General features: G+C 40.5%; 16 protein-coding genes and 2 tRNA genes. 9 read left to right on the forward strand and 9 right to left on the reverse strand.

The window, feature by feature from the left end:
• The 5 genes from EDM53_RS00260 to yihA all read left to right on the forward strand — a co-directional run.
• On the forward strand, nt 1-542 hold a 542-nt coding region (locus EDM53_RS00260; RefSeq protein WP_207215378.1), incomplete at its 5' end, for a PD-(D/E)XK nuclease family transposase.
• A 19-nt stretch (nt 543-561) separates the two neighbouring features.
• The gene (locus EDM53_RS05980; protein ID WP_207215379.1) at nt 562-717 is read left to right on the forward strand and encodes a hypothetical protein; all 156 of its coding nucleotides are present in this window, start codon (nt 562-564) and stop codon (nt 715-717) included.
• 222 nt (nt 718-939) lie between these two features.
• Nucleotides 940-1,014 (forward strand) — tRNA-Gly (locus EDM53_RS00265).
• Between the two features lie 25 nt (nt 1,015-1,039).
• Nucleotides 1,040-1,115 (forward strand) — tRNA-Ala (locus EDM53_RS00270).
• Nucleotides 1,116-1,253: 138 nt separating this feature from the next.
• Complete coding sequence (gene yihA, locus EDM53_RS00275; RefSeq protein WP_165379493.1) at nt 1,254-1,880, forward strand: ribosome biogenesis GTP-binding protein YihA/YsxC; 627 nt, start codon at nt 1,254-1,256, stop codon at nt 1,878-1,880.
• Nucleotides 1,881-1,898: 18 nt separating this feature from the next.
• On the opposite strand, the gene murD is transcribed toward yihA, so the two are convergent.
• The gene (gene murD, locus EDM53_RS00280) at nt 1,899-3,296 is read right to left on the reverse strand and encodes a UDP-N-acetylmuramoyl-L-alanine--D-glutamate ligase (protein ID WP_130121291.1); all 1,398 of its coding nucleotides are present in this window, start codon (nt 3,294-3,296) and stop codon (nt 1,899-1,901) included.
• Nucleotides 3,297-3,300: 4 nt separating this feature from the next.
• Entirely contained in the window at nt 3,301-4,386 is a 1,086-nt protein-coding gene (mraY, locus tag EDM53_RS00285) for a phospho-N-acetylmuramoyl-pentapeptide-transferase (protein WP_130121293.1), read from the reverse strand.
• A 399-nt stretch (nt 4,387-4,785) separates the two neighbouring features.
• Here mraY and EDM53_RS00290 point away from each other — a divergent pair, with 399 nt between their 5' ends.
• From EDM53_RS00290 to recO, 4 genes are all read left to right on the forward strand, one after another.
• Nucleotides 4,786-5,502, forward strand: coding sequence for a DUF2520 domain-containing protein (locus EDM53_RS00290; RefSeq protein WP_130121295.1), 717 nt, complete (start codon nt 4,786-4,788; stop codon nt 5,500-5,502).
• Nucleotides 5,499-6,320, forward strand: coding sequence for a 3-methyl-2-oxobutanoate hydroxymethyltransferase (panB, locus tag EDM53_RS00295; RefSeq protein WP_130121297.1), 822 nt, complete (start codon nt 5,499-5,501; stop codon nt 6,318-6,320). Before EDM53_RS00290 ends, panB begins: the two co-directional genes overlap by 4 nt.
• A 120-nt stretch (nt 6,321-6,440) precedes the next feature.
• A complete protein-coding gene (panC, locus tag EDM53_RS00300; RefSeq protein ID WP_130121299.1) occupies nt 6,441-7,232 on the forward strand; it encodes a pantoate--beta-alanine ligase in 792 nt (263 codons plus the stop codon).
• Nucleotides 7,229-7,975: a DNA repair protein RecO gene (gene recO, locus EDM53_RS00305; protein ID WP_130121301.1), complete on the forward strand. Its 747-nt coding sequence runs from the start codon at nt 7,229-7,231 to the stop codon at nt 7,973-7,975. Before panC ends, recO begins: the two co-directional genes overlap by 4 nt.
• A gap of 113 nt (nt 7,976-8,088) precedes the next feature.
• Here the strand turns inward: recO and EDM53_RS00310 are convergent, their stop codons facing one another.
• The 7 genes from EDM53_RS00310 to EDM53_RS00340 form a co-directional block, all read right to left on the reverse strand.
• Nucleotides 8,089-8,655 carry a NifU family protein gene (locus tag EDM53_RS00310; protein WP_130121303.1) on the reverse strand — a complete coding sequence of 189 codons (567 nt, stop codon included), beginning with the start codon at nt 8,653-8,655 and terminating at the stop codon, nt 8,089-8,091.
• A 9-nt stretch (nt 8,656-8,664) separates the two neighbouring features.
• Nucleotides 8,665-9,555: a tetratricopeptide repeat protein gene (locus EDM53_RS00315; protein WP_207215380.1), complete on the reverse strand. Its 891-nt coding sequence runs from the start codon at nt 9,553-9,555 to the stop codon at nt 8,665-8,667.
• The gene (locus EDM53_RS00320; protein ID WP_130121307.1) at nt 9,555-10,943 is read right to left on the reverse strand and encodes a hypothetical protein; all 1,389 of its coding nucleotides are present in this window, start codon (nt 10,941-10,943) and stop codon (nt 9,555-9,557) included. The genes EDM53_RS00315 and EDM53_RS00320 overlap by 1 nt, the downstream gene beginning before the upstream one ends.
• 115 nt (nt 10,944-11,058) lie before the next feature.
• Entirely contained in the window at nt 11,059-11,397 is a 339-nt protein-coding gene (locus EDM53_RS00325) for a HesB/IscA family protein (protein WP_130121309.1), read from the reverse strand.
• 8 nt (nt 11,398-11,405) lie between these two features.
• A complete protein-coding gene (gene iscU / locus EDM53_RS00330; RefSeq protein WP_130121311.1) occupies nt 11,406-11,795 on the reverse strand; it encodes a Fe-S cluster assembly scaffold IscU in 390 nt (129 codons plus the stop codon).
• A gap of 36 nt (nt 11,796-11,831) precedes the next feature.
• Nucleotides 11,832-13,061: an IscS subfamily cysteine desulfurase gene (locus EDM53_RS00335; RefSeq protein WP_130121313.1), complete on the reverse strand. Its 1,230-nt coding sequence runs from the start codon at nt 13,059-13,061 to the stop codon at nt 11,832-11,834.
• A 7-nt stretch (nt 13,062-13,068) separates the two neighbouring features.
• Nucleotides 13,069-14,202: a cysteine desulfurase family protein gene (locus EDM53_RS00340; protein WP_130121315.1), complete on the reverse strand. Its 1,134-nt coding sequence runs from the start codon at nt 14,200-14,202 to the stop codon at nt 13,069-13,071.
• Nucleotides 14,203-14,263: the final 61 nt, after the last annotated feature.

The raw sequence follows: 14,263 nt of genomic DNA on the forward strand, positions 1-14,263 counted from the left end.
AGAACAAGAAGCTGTTTGGAGGTAACATAGGCTGCATCAGTTACCACACCACAAGAGAAGAAAAGACGAATGAAAGGCACTTATTTGCATTGTCGTACGTCTTTATAGAACTGCCGAAGTTTAAGAAGGGAGAGGATGAGCTCAGTGGCATAGAAGATGAGTGGCTATTTTTTTTAAGTAGATCTGAGGAAGTGAAGGAGCCGCCAATAGGTACGAAGGACGAGCACATATTAGAAGCGTATAAGGAGCTAGAGAGGTTTAACTGGAGTGATGAATCATATGATGCATATGTGAGGGCGAGGTTATTGCTTGACGGACAGGAATACACCATAGACGAAGCGAGACAGGAGGGCATAGAAAAGGGCATTGCATTAGGTACAGAGAAAGGCAAGGCAGAGGGTATAGAAGAAGGTATTGCTATAGGGACGGAGAAAGGCAAGATGGAGATAGCGGTGAAGTTGCTGAAGAAAGGTATGAGTATATCAGAGGTCAGTACTGTGACTGGTTTGCCTGAGAATGTGATATCAGCTATTTTGCAATGAATAATCATAGCATCTATGAATGGTGATTGCTGTGCGAGTTGAGAAACTGTATGCGATTGGATTTGGAGAGTTGAAGGATTTGGATGTTCTGTCATCAAGCATATCGCCTATAGTGTTGGGGACGACTATGGGTGACACAGAAGTAAAAGATTATGAATCCAAGCAAAGGGGGTAAGGCATATTAATTTCTAGTATTGATGCAAAAAATCTGATTGCAATTCTGATTTTTATCGATATGATCTGATTACTGCAGCATAGTGCAAAAGCCCGTTGGTGTTGCTTGCAATAGCCTCGTGTCTTTGGTGCACTTCTGTCTTATCAACTTTAATAAATGATTTGTAAAGACAGACAGAATTTCAAAAGCGGCGTTGTAGTAGAGAAAGCTTTTGAAGTACATGCGGGTGTAGCTCAGGGGTAGAGTACGACCTTGCCAAGGTTGGGGTCGAGGGTTCGAATCCCTTCACCCGCTCCATTCAAGAGCTGTAGTACGAAATTATGGGGGCATAGCTCAGTTGGTAGAGCACCTGCTTTGCAAGCAGGGGGTCATCGGTTCGAATCCGTTTGCCTCCACCATCTTTTGCCTGTACAAGGCCTGCTCTGGTGCTGCAACCGTTTTTTACTTCGCTTCTAGTCGGCCTTTGCTATCTTTTTCAAACTCTGTGGAATGCAAGCAGATGAGAAATTTTTCAACTTCACTAAGCATTTATCATTGTGTCTAGCTCAAAGATTGCACGTTTCTTTTCACAACCTTGTAACTTTATTGTTGGAGCATCCAATGTCAAAGCCCTGCCCAATTACTTCCCTCATTGTGAAATTGCATTTATAGGTAGGTCAAATGTTGGTAAATCAAGTCTCATCAACACGATATTTAACAATCAACACTTAGCCAAAGTCTCAAAGACGCCAGGCAGAACACAACAAATCAACCTGTTTACTGTTGCACCATGCCTATATATAGCAGACCTGCCAGGATATGGATATGCAAACGTCTCACAATCGATGATAACTAAACTAAGCGTTCTTGTAGAAAGTTACTTCAAGCACAGGCAAGAACTTCAACGAGTGTTTCTATTGGTGGACGCCAGACATGGTTTAAAAAGAAGTGATATAGCCATGCTGGAGTTTTTTAACCACCATACCGTCTGCGTACAAATAGTGTTGACAAAAATCGATAAGATCAAAGAAGAAGCACTAGTAATCTTGCAACATGATATACAAAGCATAGTATGTAGATATAGCTTCTGCAATGACACGATTCTGACCACATCCAAAACGTCCCAGCAGTCCGTACACGCCATAAGACAGGAGATCTACAACATCAGCCATATGAGCAGTTGAACGATCAGTCGCTTATACTCACTGGCTCCATAGCCTATGCACAATTTCCTTAAAAGCGTCACCTCTTTCTTCATAGTTCTTCCACTGATCAAGAGAGGAACAGGCAGGAGATAAAAGGACAGTACCTTTTTGTGGAGACGATCGCTTGATCAGCTCCAGTGCATTTTGAATATTACCAGCCTTGGTGTAGGTCACATCATACTTATCCAGCACTTGTGCAAACTGCTCTTCTGAAGCACCTATCAAAAATACATGTTTCAGTTTACCAAAAAGTACACTCAACTGCTCTATTCCACCATCCTTACAAAGGCCTCCAGCTATCCAGTAAATATCATTGCAATAGTCAAGCGCCTGTTTGGCAGAATCAGCATTCGTTGCCTTGCTGTCGTTCACAAATGTCAAGTCACCTACCGCTTTGACAGTCTCCATCCTATGCGGTAACCCTCGAAATTTCCTAATAGCGTCTACAATAACTGAAGGTGCCAATCCAGCTAGCTTAGATGCAGAGTAAGCAGCAGCAATGTTTTCTGCATTGTGTCTTCCAAGCAAACCAACCAAGTGACCTAGATTGAAAGACTCGACGTTCATTTCGTCTATGTCATCGTACAACGTTCCTTCTATTACACTTACACCGCCTGCAACTCTTATGGCAGTTGATATAGGTATCACTTTTTGAACATTTTTTGATACAATTGTATTGTATAATTCCTTGGTATTTTGACAATCAATAGAAATAATTGCAAAATCATCGCATGTCTGATTGTCAAAAATCTTTGCTTTCGCTGCCTTGTATTCACTAAAATTCTTGTAACGATCTGCGTGATCAGGTGTGATGTTTAAAAGTATTGCGACATTAAACCGATGTTGGCACAACAGGTCTAATTGAAACGATGATAGTTCCAGTACATACACACCCCTTTCATCCAACGGAGCAAGATCAAGAACAGGTACACCTATATTACCACCCATCTCCACTTCCTTTTTAGTGGTTTTCAGTATCTCCGCTATCAAGGCTGTTGTAGTAGACTTGCCATTGGTACCAGAAATAGCAATGTAGTCAGCTCTAGGACACGTACTTTGAAGCAATTCAATATCAGAAACAATCGGCACACCTTCCTCAACAGCCTTTGCAAAAACAGGATGGGTATGGGGAATACCAGGACTCACCGCCATTGCTTTTAAATCTTTGATACGTTCTATATAGTCATTGTTATTCACTACAAGCTGCCCAGTTGTAATAGCAGAGTTACAGAACAAATCAATGATGTCACAACCACTGGTAATGCGCTTAAAGTTGTCATCCCAAGCCATGACCTTTGTATTGCCGTATAAAAGAGAGAAAGCAATAGACGAACCAGTCTTGCCAAGCCCCAGCACCCCTACCTTTTGATCCTGATATTTGTATATTGTAATCACTGCCTTACCTCAATTTCAACGTCGCAAGCCCTAATAAAGCAAAAATGATGGCTATAATCCAAAATCGTATAACAACTTTCGTCTCTGGCCATCCCAATTTTTCAAAGTGATGGTGAATTGGAGCCATTCTGAAAATTCTTCGACCCAGTAATTTGTAATGGAATACCTGTAACATAACAGATAGCGCTTCTATTACAAATAGTCCACCGGTAATTGCAAGAACTATTTCATGCTTTGTAATAATGCTAATCGCTGCTATTGTTCCACCCAATGCGAGACTGCCAACATCACCCATAAACACCTGAGCAGGCGGAGCATTATACCACAGAAACCCTAGTCCTGAGCCTATGAGAGCAGCACAGAATATGCTTAATTCACCAGAATGCGCCACATATTCAATGTGCAGATAATGCGCAAAGCTGGCATGACCAACTAGGTAGCTGATCAACCCAAAACATGCCGCGACTATCATGATAGGTACTATTGCCAGCCCATCTAAACCATCAGTTAAGTTTACAGCATTAGATGTACCCGCTAACACAAAACACCCAAATATAAGGTAGAAATAATGGAGATTGATTAAAGTATGCTTAAAAAACGGGACCGTCAGTTTCATAGATAGTAATGGATCACTATAGTGCACAATCAATGAGACGCTCAGGAGCCCAAACACAAACTCCCAGAACAGCTTAGTTCTTCCTGAGATACCCTTGTGATTGCGATATCTCAACTTTGAAAAATCATCGCAAAAGCCTATCATCCCGTACGATAGTGTTATCAACATTACAATCCACACATATGGATTTCTTAGATCTACCCATAACAACACAGATATTATCATCGTGAGTAAAATTAAGATTCCACCCATTGTGGGAGTTCCCGCTTTCGAAAGGTGTGAAGCTGGTCCATCTGCCCTGATTGGTTGCCCTCCCACCTGTATAGATGTAAGCAATCTGATCACTCTATCCCCAAATATAAAGCTGAGGAGAAGAGCAGTCACCATGGCACCACCGCTTCTGAATGTGATGTATTTAAAGACGTTAAGAAATGAGTAATACTTGACGAGCAAATCTGACAAATGAAAAAGCATCGAAATACATAACAAATTATAAGCAGAACAACACTATCGCATACTTTTGCTAAAAAACATATAGCAAGAATTGCATTGCAATTATTTTAAATGCTTTTGGTATGGGACCCTAACATGATCTTAAAAAATCTCTAGCTTTTAGCAAGATGTAATGTATATAAAAGCACTGGTGGTTATTAATACTAAGCATCGCAAAATTTGTAGTTTGTTTGTAGCCATAATAAAAGGATTTGTTGTACAGTCCCTGTATAGTGACCAATGTATCAATAACTTCGGTTAGTACAAGCAGAAAAGGTTTTTCATAAAGCAAAGTATAAAAAGATAAGAGTGAATCTACAAAACAAATGTGAGTATAGACTATACAATCAAACAGCTTACAAAAGTCGGTAGGAATGATTTATGAATAGACAGCCCGTATATGGTATTATAGGAGGTGGTAAGCTTGCCAATCACCTGCTGCGTTACTTCACTCTTTCCAACCTATCTGTCCGCAATTGGTCCAGAGCCAAATCCAGTAAAATGGAGCTAGACGAATTAGTGAAGTATTCAGATGTTATACTTCTGCTCATTAAAGATGATGATATCGTCACCTTCATCGATAACATGCCAGCACTACGTAGCAAACAATTAATCCATTGCTCTGGTAGTTTGATCACAAACAAAGCGTTATGCGTCCACCCGTTCATGACATTCGGCAGTACATTTTATACCTACCTTGAGTATCAAAGGATTCCCTTTATTTTGGAAAAAGGTAAGAAGGCATTTACCGAACTCTTTCCTGGATTAATCAACCCTCATTACTATATAGATGAGGCAGACCGTGGCTTCTACCACGCACTCTGTGTAATGAGCGGTAACTTCACCACCTTATTGTGGTCCAAACTGTTTATGGAATTATCTCATAGATTTCAAATTCCAGAACAAGTAGGATACCCATACCTCGAAGCTATCTGTAAGAACCTTATCACAGACCACAAAGCTGCTCTGACCGGACCATTAGTCCGGAACGACCAGAGCACTATAGAAGACAACATCAAAGCACTGTCAAGCGACCCTTATTCAAAAGTCTACATGGCCTTTATAGAAACATTTGAACAATTGCAAAAACAAAAATGAGTATCAACAACATCACCGTATTTACAAAAGGTCGCAGTCCCATCAAAATGTTGACTTGCTATGATTATTGGACTGCTAGAATCTTGGCAAATAGCGACATAGATGCTGTGCTAGTTGGTGACAGTGTAGCAATGGTTATGCACGGTCATTTAAACACAGTACATGCTGATGTGGAAATGATAGCACTGCATACCAAAGCTGTGAGAAGTGGTATAGGACAAAAATTTATAGTAGCCGACATACCATTTCTATCTCATAGGAAATCACTTGATACTGCTGTATACACTGTAGAAAAGTTAATGCGAGCAGGTGCAAACGCAGTCAAGTTAGAGGGTATAGACGGTAACGAAACTCTGATCAAGCATCTAGTCCAGTCTGGTGTACCAGTCATGGGTCATCTAGGCTTGATGCCACAGCATGTTAACCTCATAGGTGGTACGCATGCGCAATGTAGAACAAATGAAGAAGCCGGAGTACTCTTAAAAAATGCAAAAGAGTTAGAAAATCTCGGATGTTTTAGTATAGTACTTGAGTGCATCCCTGCTGAAATAGCAAAGCATGTCACAGATTCTTTGAGTATCCCAACGATAGGGATTGGTGCAGGCCCCGATACGTCTGGCCAAATTTTGGTTCTGCAGGATATGCTTGGTATGAACCAAGAGTTTGCACCAAAGTTTTTAAAAAAGTATATCAACGGTGCCGAACTGATTCAAAATGCAATAGAAGAGTTTTGCAAAGAAGTGAATAGCGGTATCTATCCGGACGCTTCCCATACATATGCTTTTCATAAACCGACGATTGGTAGTTGCAATCAGTAAAGACTGGATAGTATATTACCATGTATGATCATTACAAGTTGATCAGAAATAACTGAGACTCAAAACATTGGTAAGTGGAAAGTACTAAACACGCAGTAACATATAAGATGGTATCATATTATGCACGTTATTTACTCTCCTGATCTGTGGCATGTTATAAGGCAGAAGCTACGCAGTTATCCAAGCTACTCTATCGGCTTTATACCAACGATGGGTAATTTACACAAAGGACATACAAGTCTCATCAAGAGATCTGTCAAAAAAAACACCGTGACCGTATTAAGTATCTTTGTCAATTCCACACAATTCGATGATCCATCAGATGCACTCAGTTATCCAAAGACACTAGAACAAGATCTTGCGATCGCCGAAAAAGAAAAAGTGGATTACGTACTGGTACTGGAACATAATGCAGTGTATCCAGATAACTACACTTATCGAATATCCGAGCATTCAGATCTCGGCAACTCTCTCGAAGGGGAAAAGAGGCCAGGTCACTTTACCGGTATGCTCACAGTGGTTTTGAAATTACTCATTTTAGTACAACCTTCCAATGTCTATTTTGGAGCCAAAGATTATCAACAGTACCTGCTTGTCAAAAACATGATCATGGCATTCTTTTTGGATATCAACATAGTGCTTTGTCCAACAGTCAGAGAACCTACAGGCCTCGCATGTAGCTCAAGAAATCAGAGACTATCTCCAGAGGACCAAAATACTGCTTCTATGTTCTCCCATCTTTTGCTATCCAACATACCAAATGAAGAGATTGTAAAGCAACTTCACAAACACGGATTTGAAGTGGATTATGTAGAAAACAAATGGGGTAGAAGATTAGGAGCGGTAAGATTTAAAGGAGTAAGGCTCATAGACAACTTTCAAATTGACGATACGGCACTTCCACAACTATGATCATAGAAGATAAGGGTATTATAGTTGCTATCAAAAGGTTCCAAGAATCGAGTTTTATAATTAAAGCGCTACTTGAAAACCATGGTATAGTTTCAGGGCTGTATAAAACACGAAAGAAAAACACAGAGTATCCAGATGTAGCCAGCATAGTCCGCATCACGTGGAAAGCCAGATTACAAGAACACCTTGGACTCTTTCAGTGCGAGCAGCTCCTCAACATTCCAGCATTGATATGCTATAAAAAAATACAAACGACTATAGCATCTGCAGCACTTGCAATGATCGATATGTTGATATCTGAAAGAGAACCACAGAACACATTATATCGGAACCTTGAACAGTTGCTGGTCAAACTCAACATGGACGATGTAGCAATCGACCAGTACCTCAGCGATTATGTCAAGTTAGAGATCTTTGATATTCTTGCATCTGCAGGATTTGGGTTAGATCTGACCAAGTGTAAAGTCACCGGCACATCAGAAAACCTAAAGTATATATCACCCAAATCCGCTTCCGCCATAAGCCTTGAAGTAGGTGCACCATATCACCAGAAACTGATGCCATTACCACAATTTTTGATAGACCACAGCGTGACTGCTTCTATCAGCGACATTTTAGTTGGATTGGAGATTTCAGAGTATTTTCTGGAAACACACCTACTGAAACCTATGAACAAAACAATGCCTGTATATAGAAAGTTGCTTTCTTCATACGTCGCGAGGTTATACCAAACTTCAGATTAAATCAGGCAAATGGATTTGAGGATGAGGCTGCGTAAGCGTATTGAAATACCTGCGCAGAGCCCAATTCCGAAAAATCCGTTTTGAATCATTTAAAAATGTGCATTGGTATTGCTTCATACAGACTCAACACTTAGTACTTCTGGTATGTAGTATCTCATCATGTTCTCTATACCACTCTTTAAGGTGACTGAAGAACTAGGACAGCCACTGCATGCCCCCCTCAATTCCACGTATAGCACACCATCCTTAAAGGACCTATACGTAATATCACCACCATCCTGAGCTACAGCTGGCCTTACCTTAGTGTCAAGAAGCTCTTTGATTTGTTTTACAACATGATCATCTACACACTCTTGTGTATCTTCATGTGCGATAGGTTCCAATACACTTGCTTCAATCGCCAAAGTACCAGTAGATATAGAGTCCATCAAAATACTTAGCACAAGGGGTTTTACTACATTCCAATCCCAAGTATCAATTTTGGTGACTGTCATAAATTCAACAGTAATCAAAATAGAGTCTACACCATCCACACTTAAAATATTTCTTATCAACACCGGTAAACTCTCCAGATCCTTTTGAGTGTTATTAAATGCAAACACCCCTCTCTTCACAATTTGTTGAGGTAACAATATCTTTAAAGTATTTGGATTAGGCGTCAATTGAGTCTGTATTAACATGCGAGTACCCTAATTTTTCTTTGAACAATTTAACACCCCTATTTCCTTGTTTAACTTCTTTTTAAAATCAGAAGAAATCGCAGGAAATTCCTCAAGCAACTTTGCAAATGTTATGCAGGCTTGCTCTTTCTTGTTAAGATGCACTAAACACTGGCCAAGCTTATATAAATGTTCCGGTGCCTTAGCAGACTTGGGTTGAGCCTTGTATCCCTTTGCATAATTTGCACCTGCTTTTTCATATTTACCTTGCTTTGTGTAAATCTCACCTAACAAGAAGTACACATCGATCAGCAGCTTGCTTTTTTCATGCTTGTTGACAAAATTCTCCAATGATACAGCAGCTTGAGCCTCTTTTTTATCTTTATACAAAGACACAGCTGCTTTGTAATCTTCCTCAGCTGTTCTCGGTGCGATCTGTTCTTGCTTCTTTGTATTAGATGTGTCAGTGCTAGATATATCAGAGCCGGTCCGTATATCACTTGTATTTTCTTGACTCTTGACCTTTGTAATCTCTGACAACCTATACTCAACATCTGCTGTAAATTTATCAAACTGCGCTTTCAATTGCATCTTTTCAAATTCAATACGCTCCAAGATGCCCCTAATCTCTTTCAGTTGAGTATGTATGTGCTCTATCTCCACAACCATATCATAATCAACACCAGCCGATCCATTAACGTTACTATTGTACATTCTTTTTTGCATACTGATAACAGCCTGCTCCAGTCGCCCCATCCTCGATGCCAGCTCTGCATCGACAAATTCAGATGCATCACGCTCATTATGTGGTATAGCGCCTAGAGAACCTACATCGTCAGCTCTTAAAACAGGTGTATACATCATCGATAAAGCTAGTATGTAAACAAAACAACATACAGTATTTTTACTTCTTGTTACCATCAGTTTCCCTCCATCCCAAAACAACATTTTGTCACCTCTACGGGTAACCAATCACCATTATCGCTTTGATAACACATATCGTATTCAGTATTCTTCACTTGCTTACAGTATAATTGAGCTATGTCACTCATAACATCACCAGCACATATCTTCATTTTTCCAGTACTTACAGATTGGTTTTCATAGAACTGTGACAGTATATCACACTTTAAACTCTTTGAAAATACCGTTTGTTCTGGGTTCAGTTCATCATTTTGTAATATGTCGTGACTACTCGTATCATTTCTCAAGTAGATTGTCATAGCTCCAATAATACCAACGTAACCCACAACAAGAGTTGTAGCAATTAAAGCCTGTGGCCCTATTCCCGCACAAGATGAAGCTGTTAATAACAAGAGATTGCCAGCACTAATGATACTTGAACTACTGAGATATGCGTTATACCCAAACAGTAACACAATACTTCCTGCTACCTTGGTCGCTAGAGACACATCCAAAGAGTCAACATGCTCTCCTATTGGTCTTGCTATCGCTATATAGCATGGCCTCATTATCAATGAGTCAACAAAGGTATAGGCTGCATAGGCACCTATCACAGCAGCTTTTATCATCATGCACTTAATGAGACCAGAGTCCACAGGCACCATAGTCAGATCCTTTTTTAATCCCTGCTTGGATAAAGGAACAGATGTGATTTTTGAGAACACATCGAGTGTGAGACATGCCACTGATTTGTCTAGTGTATCAGACATCCCATATACTCTAATCAGAGTAGATATCAAAGATGCAGTGATATCTTTTGGGATGGTGATTGTGGAAGCCCTCAAAAGCCATACCACGAAAGGCTCAAAGGCGTAAGTACTGTTATTGACTTCCTTAAGCACGTACTCTACGTATCCCTGCTCAGGTTCATAACGCTGCCTATCTTTTTCCACTATTGCCAACGTCTTTGATAATACACCAAGTCCAAAGTACATATTGTGAGCTGTGCGATGCGGTAAATGATGGACGCTGTACTTACCAATTGCCTTTAAAATATATTCAGGACTATGCCATATGGAATAAGTTATATTTGTATGACCTATTCCGTTTCCATTTGCTGCGTGCCAAACCACTTCTAATGACTTTCCCATGTCTCTGTATAGAGTCTTCACAAATTGGTCGTCTCTGGCGTGCTCTACAACGCCTCCACAGGTAGCATCAACTAGAGTTGTCATCAATGTATTCATTCCAACATCAGCTACAATCTCCCCTACAGTAGGAATATTTTGAAACAGCGTGTAGTTTAAGCTGTAACCAGCGTAGATTAACAGGGCGTTAAAGCCACTTAATCCTACTGTTTTCAGTACTGCACCATGGTCTATCCGCCTATCAACATCTCCATTCATACAGTTGTCACATACCTCACGTTACGTTTCACGACACACCCCCAGTACACCACAAGGCGGAGCATAGCAGAGGGTAACCAAACCATTTTATAAACATCATTGAATCACAAAGCATCTACACGTAAAAAGAGGAGCCACAACCACAAGTACCCTTTTCATTTGGGTTAATAAAGACAAAGCCAGAACGTACTTTATGATCAACGTAATCCAACTTCATGCCCATCAAATAAATCAATGCTTGCTGCTCTATAAACACTGACACTCCACCCACTTCCACTACTTCGTCAGATGGTTCAACACTTTGCGCATATTCAAACTTGTACGACAAACCGGAGCATCCACCAGACTTTACACCTATTCTAATGCCCACACTTTTGTTCTCAAGATCAGACAGCACACGCTTAATTTGAGCAACAGCAGCATCAGAGATGGTAATCACATTTTTTGAAGTCATAACACAACCTATACGTTTTTGTTTTGTTGCTTGTAATTATCAACCGCAGCTTTAATAGCTTCTTCAGTCAACACAGAACAGTGAATCTTCACGGGAGGCAGGGACAGTTCCTCTACGATTTGAGTGTTTTTGATCTGCAATGCTTCTTCTATTGTTTTGCCCTTCATCTTTTCAACCGCCAATGAACTGGAAGCTATGGCAGAAATACAACCAAAGGTCTTGATTTTAGCGTCCTCTATAACCTGCGTCTCAGGATTCACTTTGATCTGGAGTTTCATCACATCACCGCAGGAAGGAGCCCCTACCAAACCTGTACCAACATTTGGCTCATCTTTAGCAAAGCTCCCGACACCCCTGGGATTTTCATAGTGTTCCATAATTTTAGGACTGTATACCATATTTACCTCTTTTGATTTTTCATTTTTAGTAGATTGTTAATGTGCTTTCCATTTTATAGACTTCAAGTCCACTCCGTCTTGTAACATCTCCCAAAGAGGGCTCAGTTCTCTCAGTCTTCCCACAGCTTGGTTTATTACGTTGATTGCATAGTCTATCTCTTCCTCTGTTGTAAACCTACCTATTCCAAATCTGATGGAAGTATGTGCAAGCTCCTCATCTATACCCAATGCTCTTAGAACATATGAAGGCTCCAGAGACGATGATGTACAAGCAGAACCTGAAGAAACCGCGAGCTCACCTATTGCACCTATCATAGATTCCCCTTCAATACAAGAAAAACTCAAGTTGATATTACCAGGGATTCTGCGCTCCACATCACCATTTAAATACACTTCCGGTATCTGTTTCATAGCAGAGATGAATTTATTTGAAAGCCTACGTAGTCTAGCATCCTCCTCGATCATCTCAGATTGCGATATCTCAGCGGCCACACCAAAACCAACTATCAAAGGCGTAGGCAACGTTCCTGATCTCATTCCGCGCTCTTGTCCACCTCCGTTAATGATAGCTTCTAACCTAACACGTGGATTACGATTGACATAAAGCGCCCCTATACCCTTAGGACCATATATCTTGTGACCTGAGACGCTAAGCAAATCAATTTTCATTGCAACAACATCTATAGGAACTTTCCCAAAAGCTTGCGCAGCATCAGTATGAAAAAATACTCCATTCTTTCTACAAAGCTCACCTATCTCGGCAAGTGGTTGAATCACGCCAATCTCATTGTTTACACCCATTACAGACACAATAACAGTATCACTGGTAATGGTATCTTCCAAAGTCTTCAAATTGATGATGCCATTCTGTTCAACAGGTAGATAAGTTACCTTGAATCCCTCTTGTTCTAGATGTTTGCAAGTATCTAGTATACACTTGTGCTCAGTTTGTACTGTAATAATGTGATTTTTACTAGTTCTATAAAAATGGGCTACACCCTTCAACGCCAAATTGTTTGATTCAGTGGCTCCCGAGGTAAAAATGATATCTTTCGTATTTGCGTTGATCACATTTGCTATTTTTTTTCTTGCAACCTCTACAGCTTCTTCAGCGTCCCATCCAAACTTGTGGTTCCTAGAGTGAGGATTTCCAAATTTCTCGCAAAAATAAGGCAGCATAGCTTCTAAAACCCTTGGATCAACAGGAGTAGTGGCCTGATAGTCCATGTATATCGGAAGCTTTTCGTTTTTTATCGCGCTATTCATACTGTTGCTATACCCTTCCTGATTCACTGTCAATTTTGTCAAACAAAGATTTCCAAACGCCTACAAAGCGTTCGGCCTCTTCTTGTGTATTTGCTGGTCCTAGACTCACTCGAACAGCAGTGCTTGCCTCTTTTAAATCATAACCCATGGCAACTTGCACGTATGGTACCCCAATCGTTCCAGATGAGCATGCAGAACCTGCGCTTATAGCTATATCATGAAGATCGAAATGTATCAACTGCGTTTCATTCGATACACCAAGCATTCCTATGGAAGATGTATTTGGTAACCTTGGGGAGTTCTGCCCAAAGACGATCACTTGGTTGGTAAATTCTTGGAGCCTTCTCTCAATACAATCTCTTAAAACTTCAAGTTTCCTAAAGGAAGTGGTTATATCATCAATATTTCTGCACATCACTCCTAAACCATGTATTGCGAATACATTCTGCGTACCTGGCCTTATACCATATTCTTGCTGGCCTCCAGCCATGATTGGAGATAATTGAAGACCCTTTTTAAAAATCAATGCGCCAACACCTACAGGGCCACCAGCTTTATGCGCAGAGATAGTTAATAGGTCAACATTTAACTGCCCCATATCTATTGGCAAGCGCCCGAAAGCCTGGGAGGCATCTGTATGCACTATCGCATTGTACTTGTGTGCAATGATGGCAACATCACTGATAGGTTGTATCACTCCAGTTTCATTGTTTGCTAGTATAACTGACAGTAACACACCAGAAGCTGATCGCTCCGATAACATTGCCAGCAAAGCCTCTAATTTTTCAAGATCAACAATGCCATCACCACCCAATGGTATTGTAGCGTCACCTACCACATTTAAAACAGAAAGATGTTCAATAGGAGTACATATGCGTTTTGCAACACTCAAACCTTTTAAAGCTATATTGTTTGCTTCTGTACCGCTCGAGGTAAATATAGCATTATACCCATTCACAGCATGTACTGCGTCTAAAAGGCTCTCTCTCGCAGTCGATAAGAGATTTTTTGCACTCTTACCTAAGGAATGTACTGAAGAAGGGTTGAGTGGTGACATAGCAACACTATCCATCTCTTCTTTGATCCATCCCAACAGTGGAGAAGTCGCATTGTGGTCAAAGTATATCAGATTGTTAGACATACAATATCCTTCTTCGCTGATCTTCGCTGAACCGATAGCCAGAGTCCGTAAGAACCATAGA

The sequence above is a fragment of the Rickettsiales endosymbiont of Peranema trichophorum genome (assembly GCF_004210275.1).
Classification (GTDB): domain Bacteria; phylum Pseudomonadota; class Alphaproteobacteria; order Rickettsiales; family Midichloriaceae; genus RICK02.

Bases quoted from the DNA above. Each gene is read 5' to 3' on its own strand.
- EDM53_RS05980 (WP_207215379.1), top strand. From the start codon at position 562: ATGGTGATTGCTGTGCGAGTTGAGAAACTGTATGCGATTGGATTTGGA.
- mraY (WP_130121293.1), bottom strand. From the start codon at position 4,386: ATGCTTTTTCATTTGTCAGATTTGCTCGTCAAGTATTACTCATTTCTT.
- EDM53_RS00290 (WP_130121295.1), top strand. From the start codon at position 4,786: ATGAATAGACAGCCCGTATATGGTATTATAGGAGGTGGTAAGCTTGCC.
- panB (WP_130121297.1), top strand. From the start codon at position 5,499: ATGAGTATCAACAACATCACCGTATTTACAAAAGGTCGCAGTCCCATC.
- panC (WP_130121299.1), top strand. From the start codon at position 6,441: ATGCACGTTATTTACTCTCCTGATCTGTGGCATGTTATAAGGCAGAAG.
- recO (WP_130121301.1), top strand. From the start codon at position 7,229: ATGATCATAGAAGATAAGGGTATTATAGTTGCTATCAAAAGGTTCCAA.
- EDM53_RS00310 (WP_130121303.1), bottom strand. From the start codon at position 8,655: ATGTTAATACAGACTCAATTGACGCCTAATCCAAATACTTTAAAGATA.
- EDM53_RS00315 (WP_207215380.1), bottom strand. From the start codon at position 9,555: ATGGTAACAAGAAGTAAAAATACTGTATGTTGTTTTGTTTACATACTA.
- EDM53_RS00320 (WP_130121307.1), bottom strand. From the start codon at position 10,943: ATGAATGGAGATGTTGATAGGCGGATAGACCATGGTGCAGTACTGAAA.
- EDM53_RS00325 (WP_130121309.1), bottom strand. From the start codon at position 11,397: ATGACTTCAAAAAATGTGATTACCATCTCTGATGCTGCTGTTGCTCAA.
- iscU (WP_130121311.1), bottom strand. From the start codon at position 11,795: ATGGTATACAGTCCTAAAATTATGGAACACTATGAAAATCCCAGGGGT.
- EDM53_RS00335 (WP_130121313.1), bottom strand. From the start codon at position 13,061: ATGAATAGCGCGATAAAAAACGAAAAGCTTCCGATATACATGGACTAT.
- EDM53_RS00340 (WP_130121315.1), bottom strand. From the start codon at position 14,202: ATGTCTAACAATCTGATATACTTTGACCACAATGCGACTTCTCCACTG.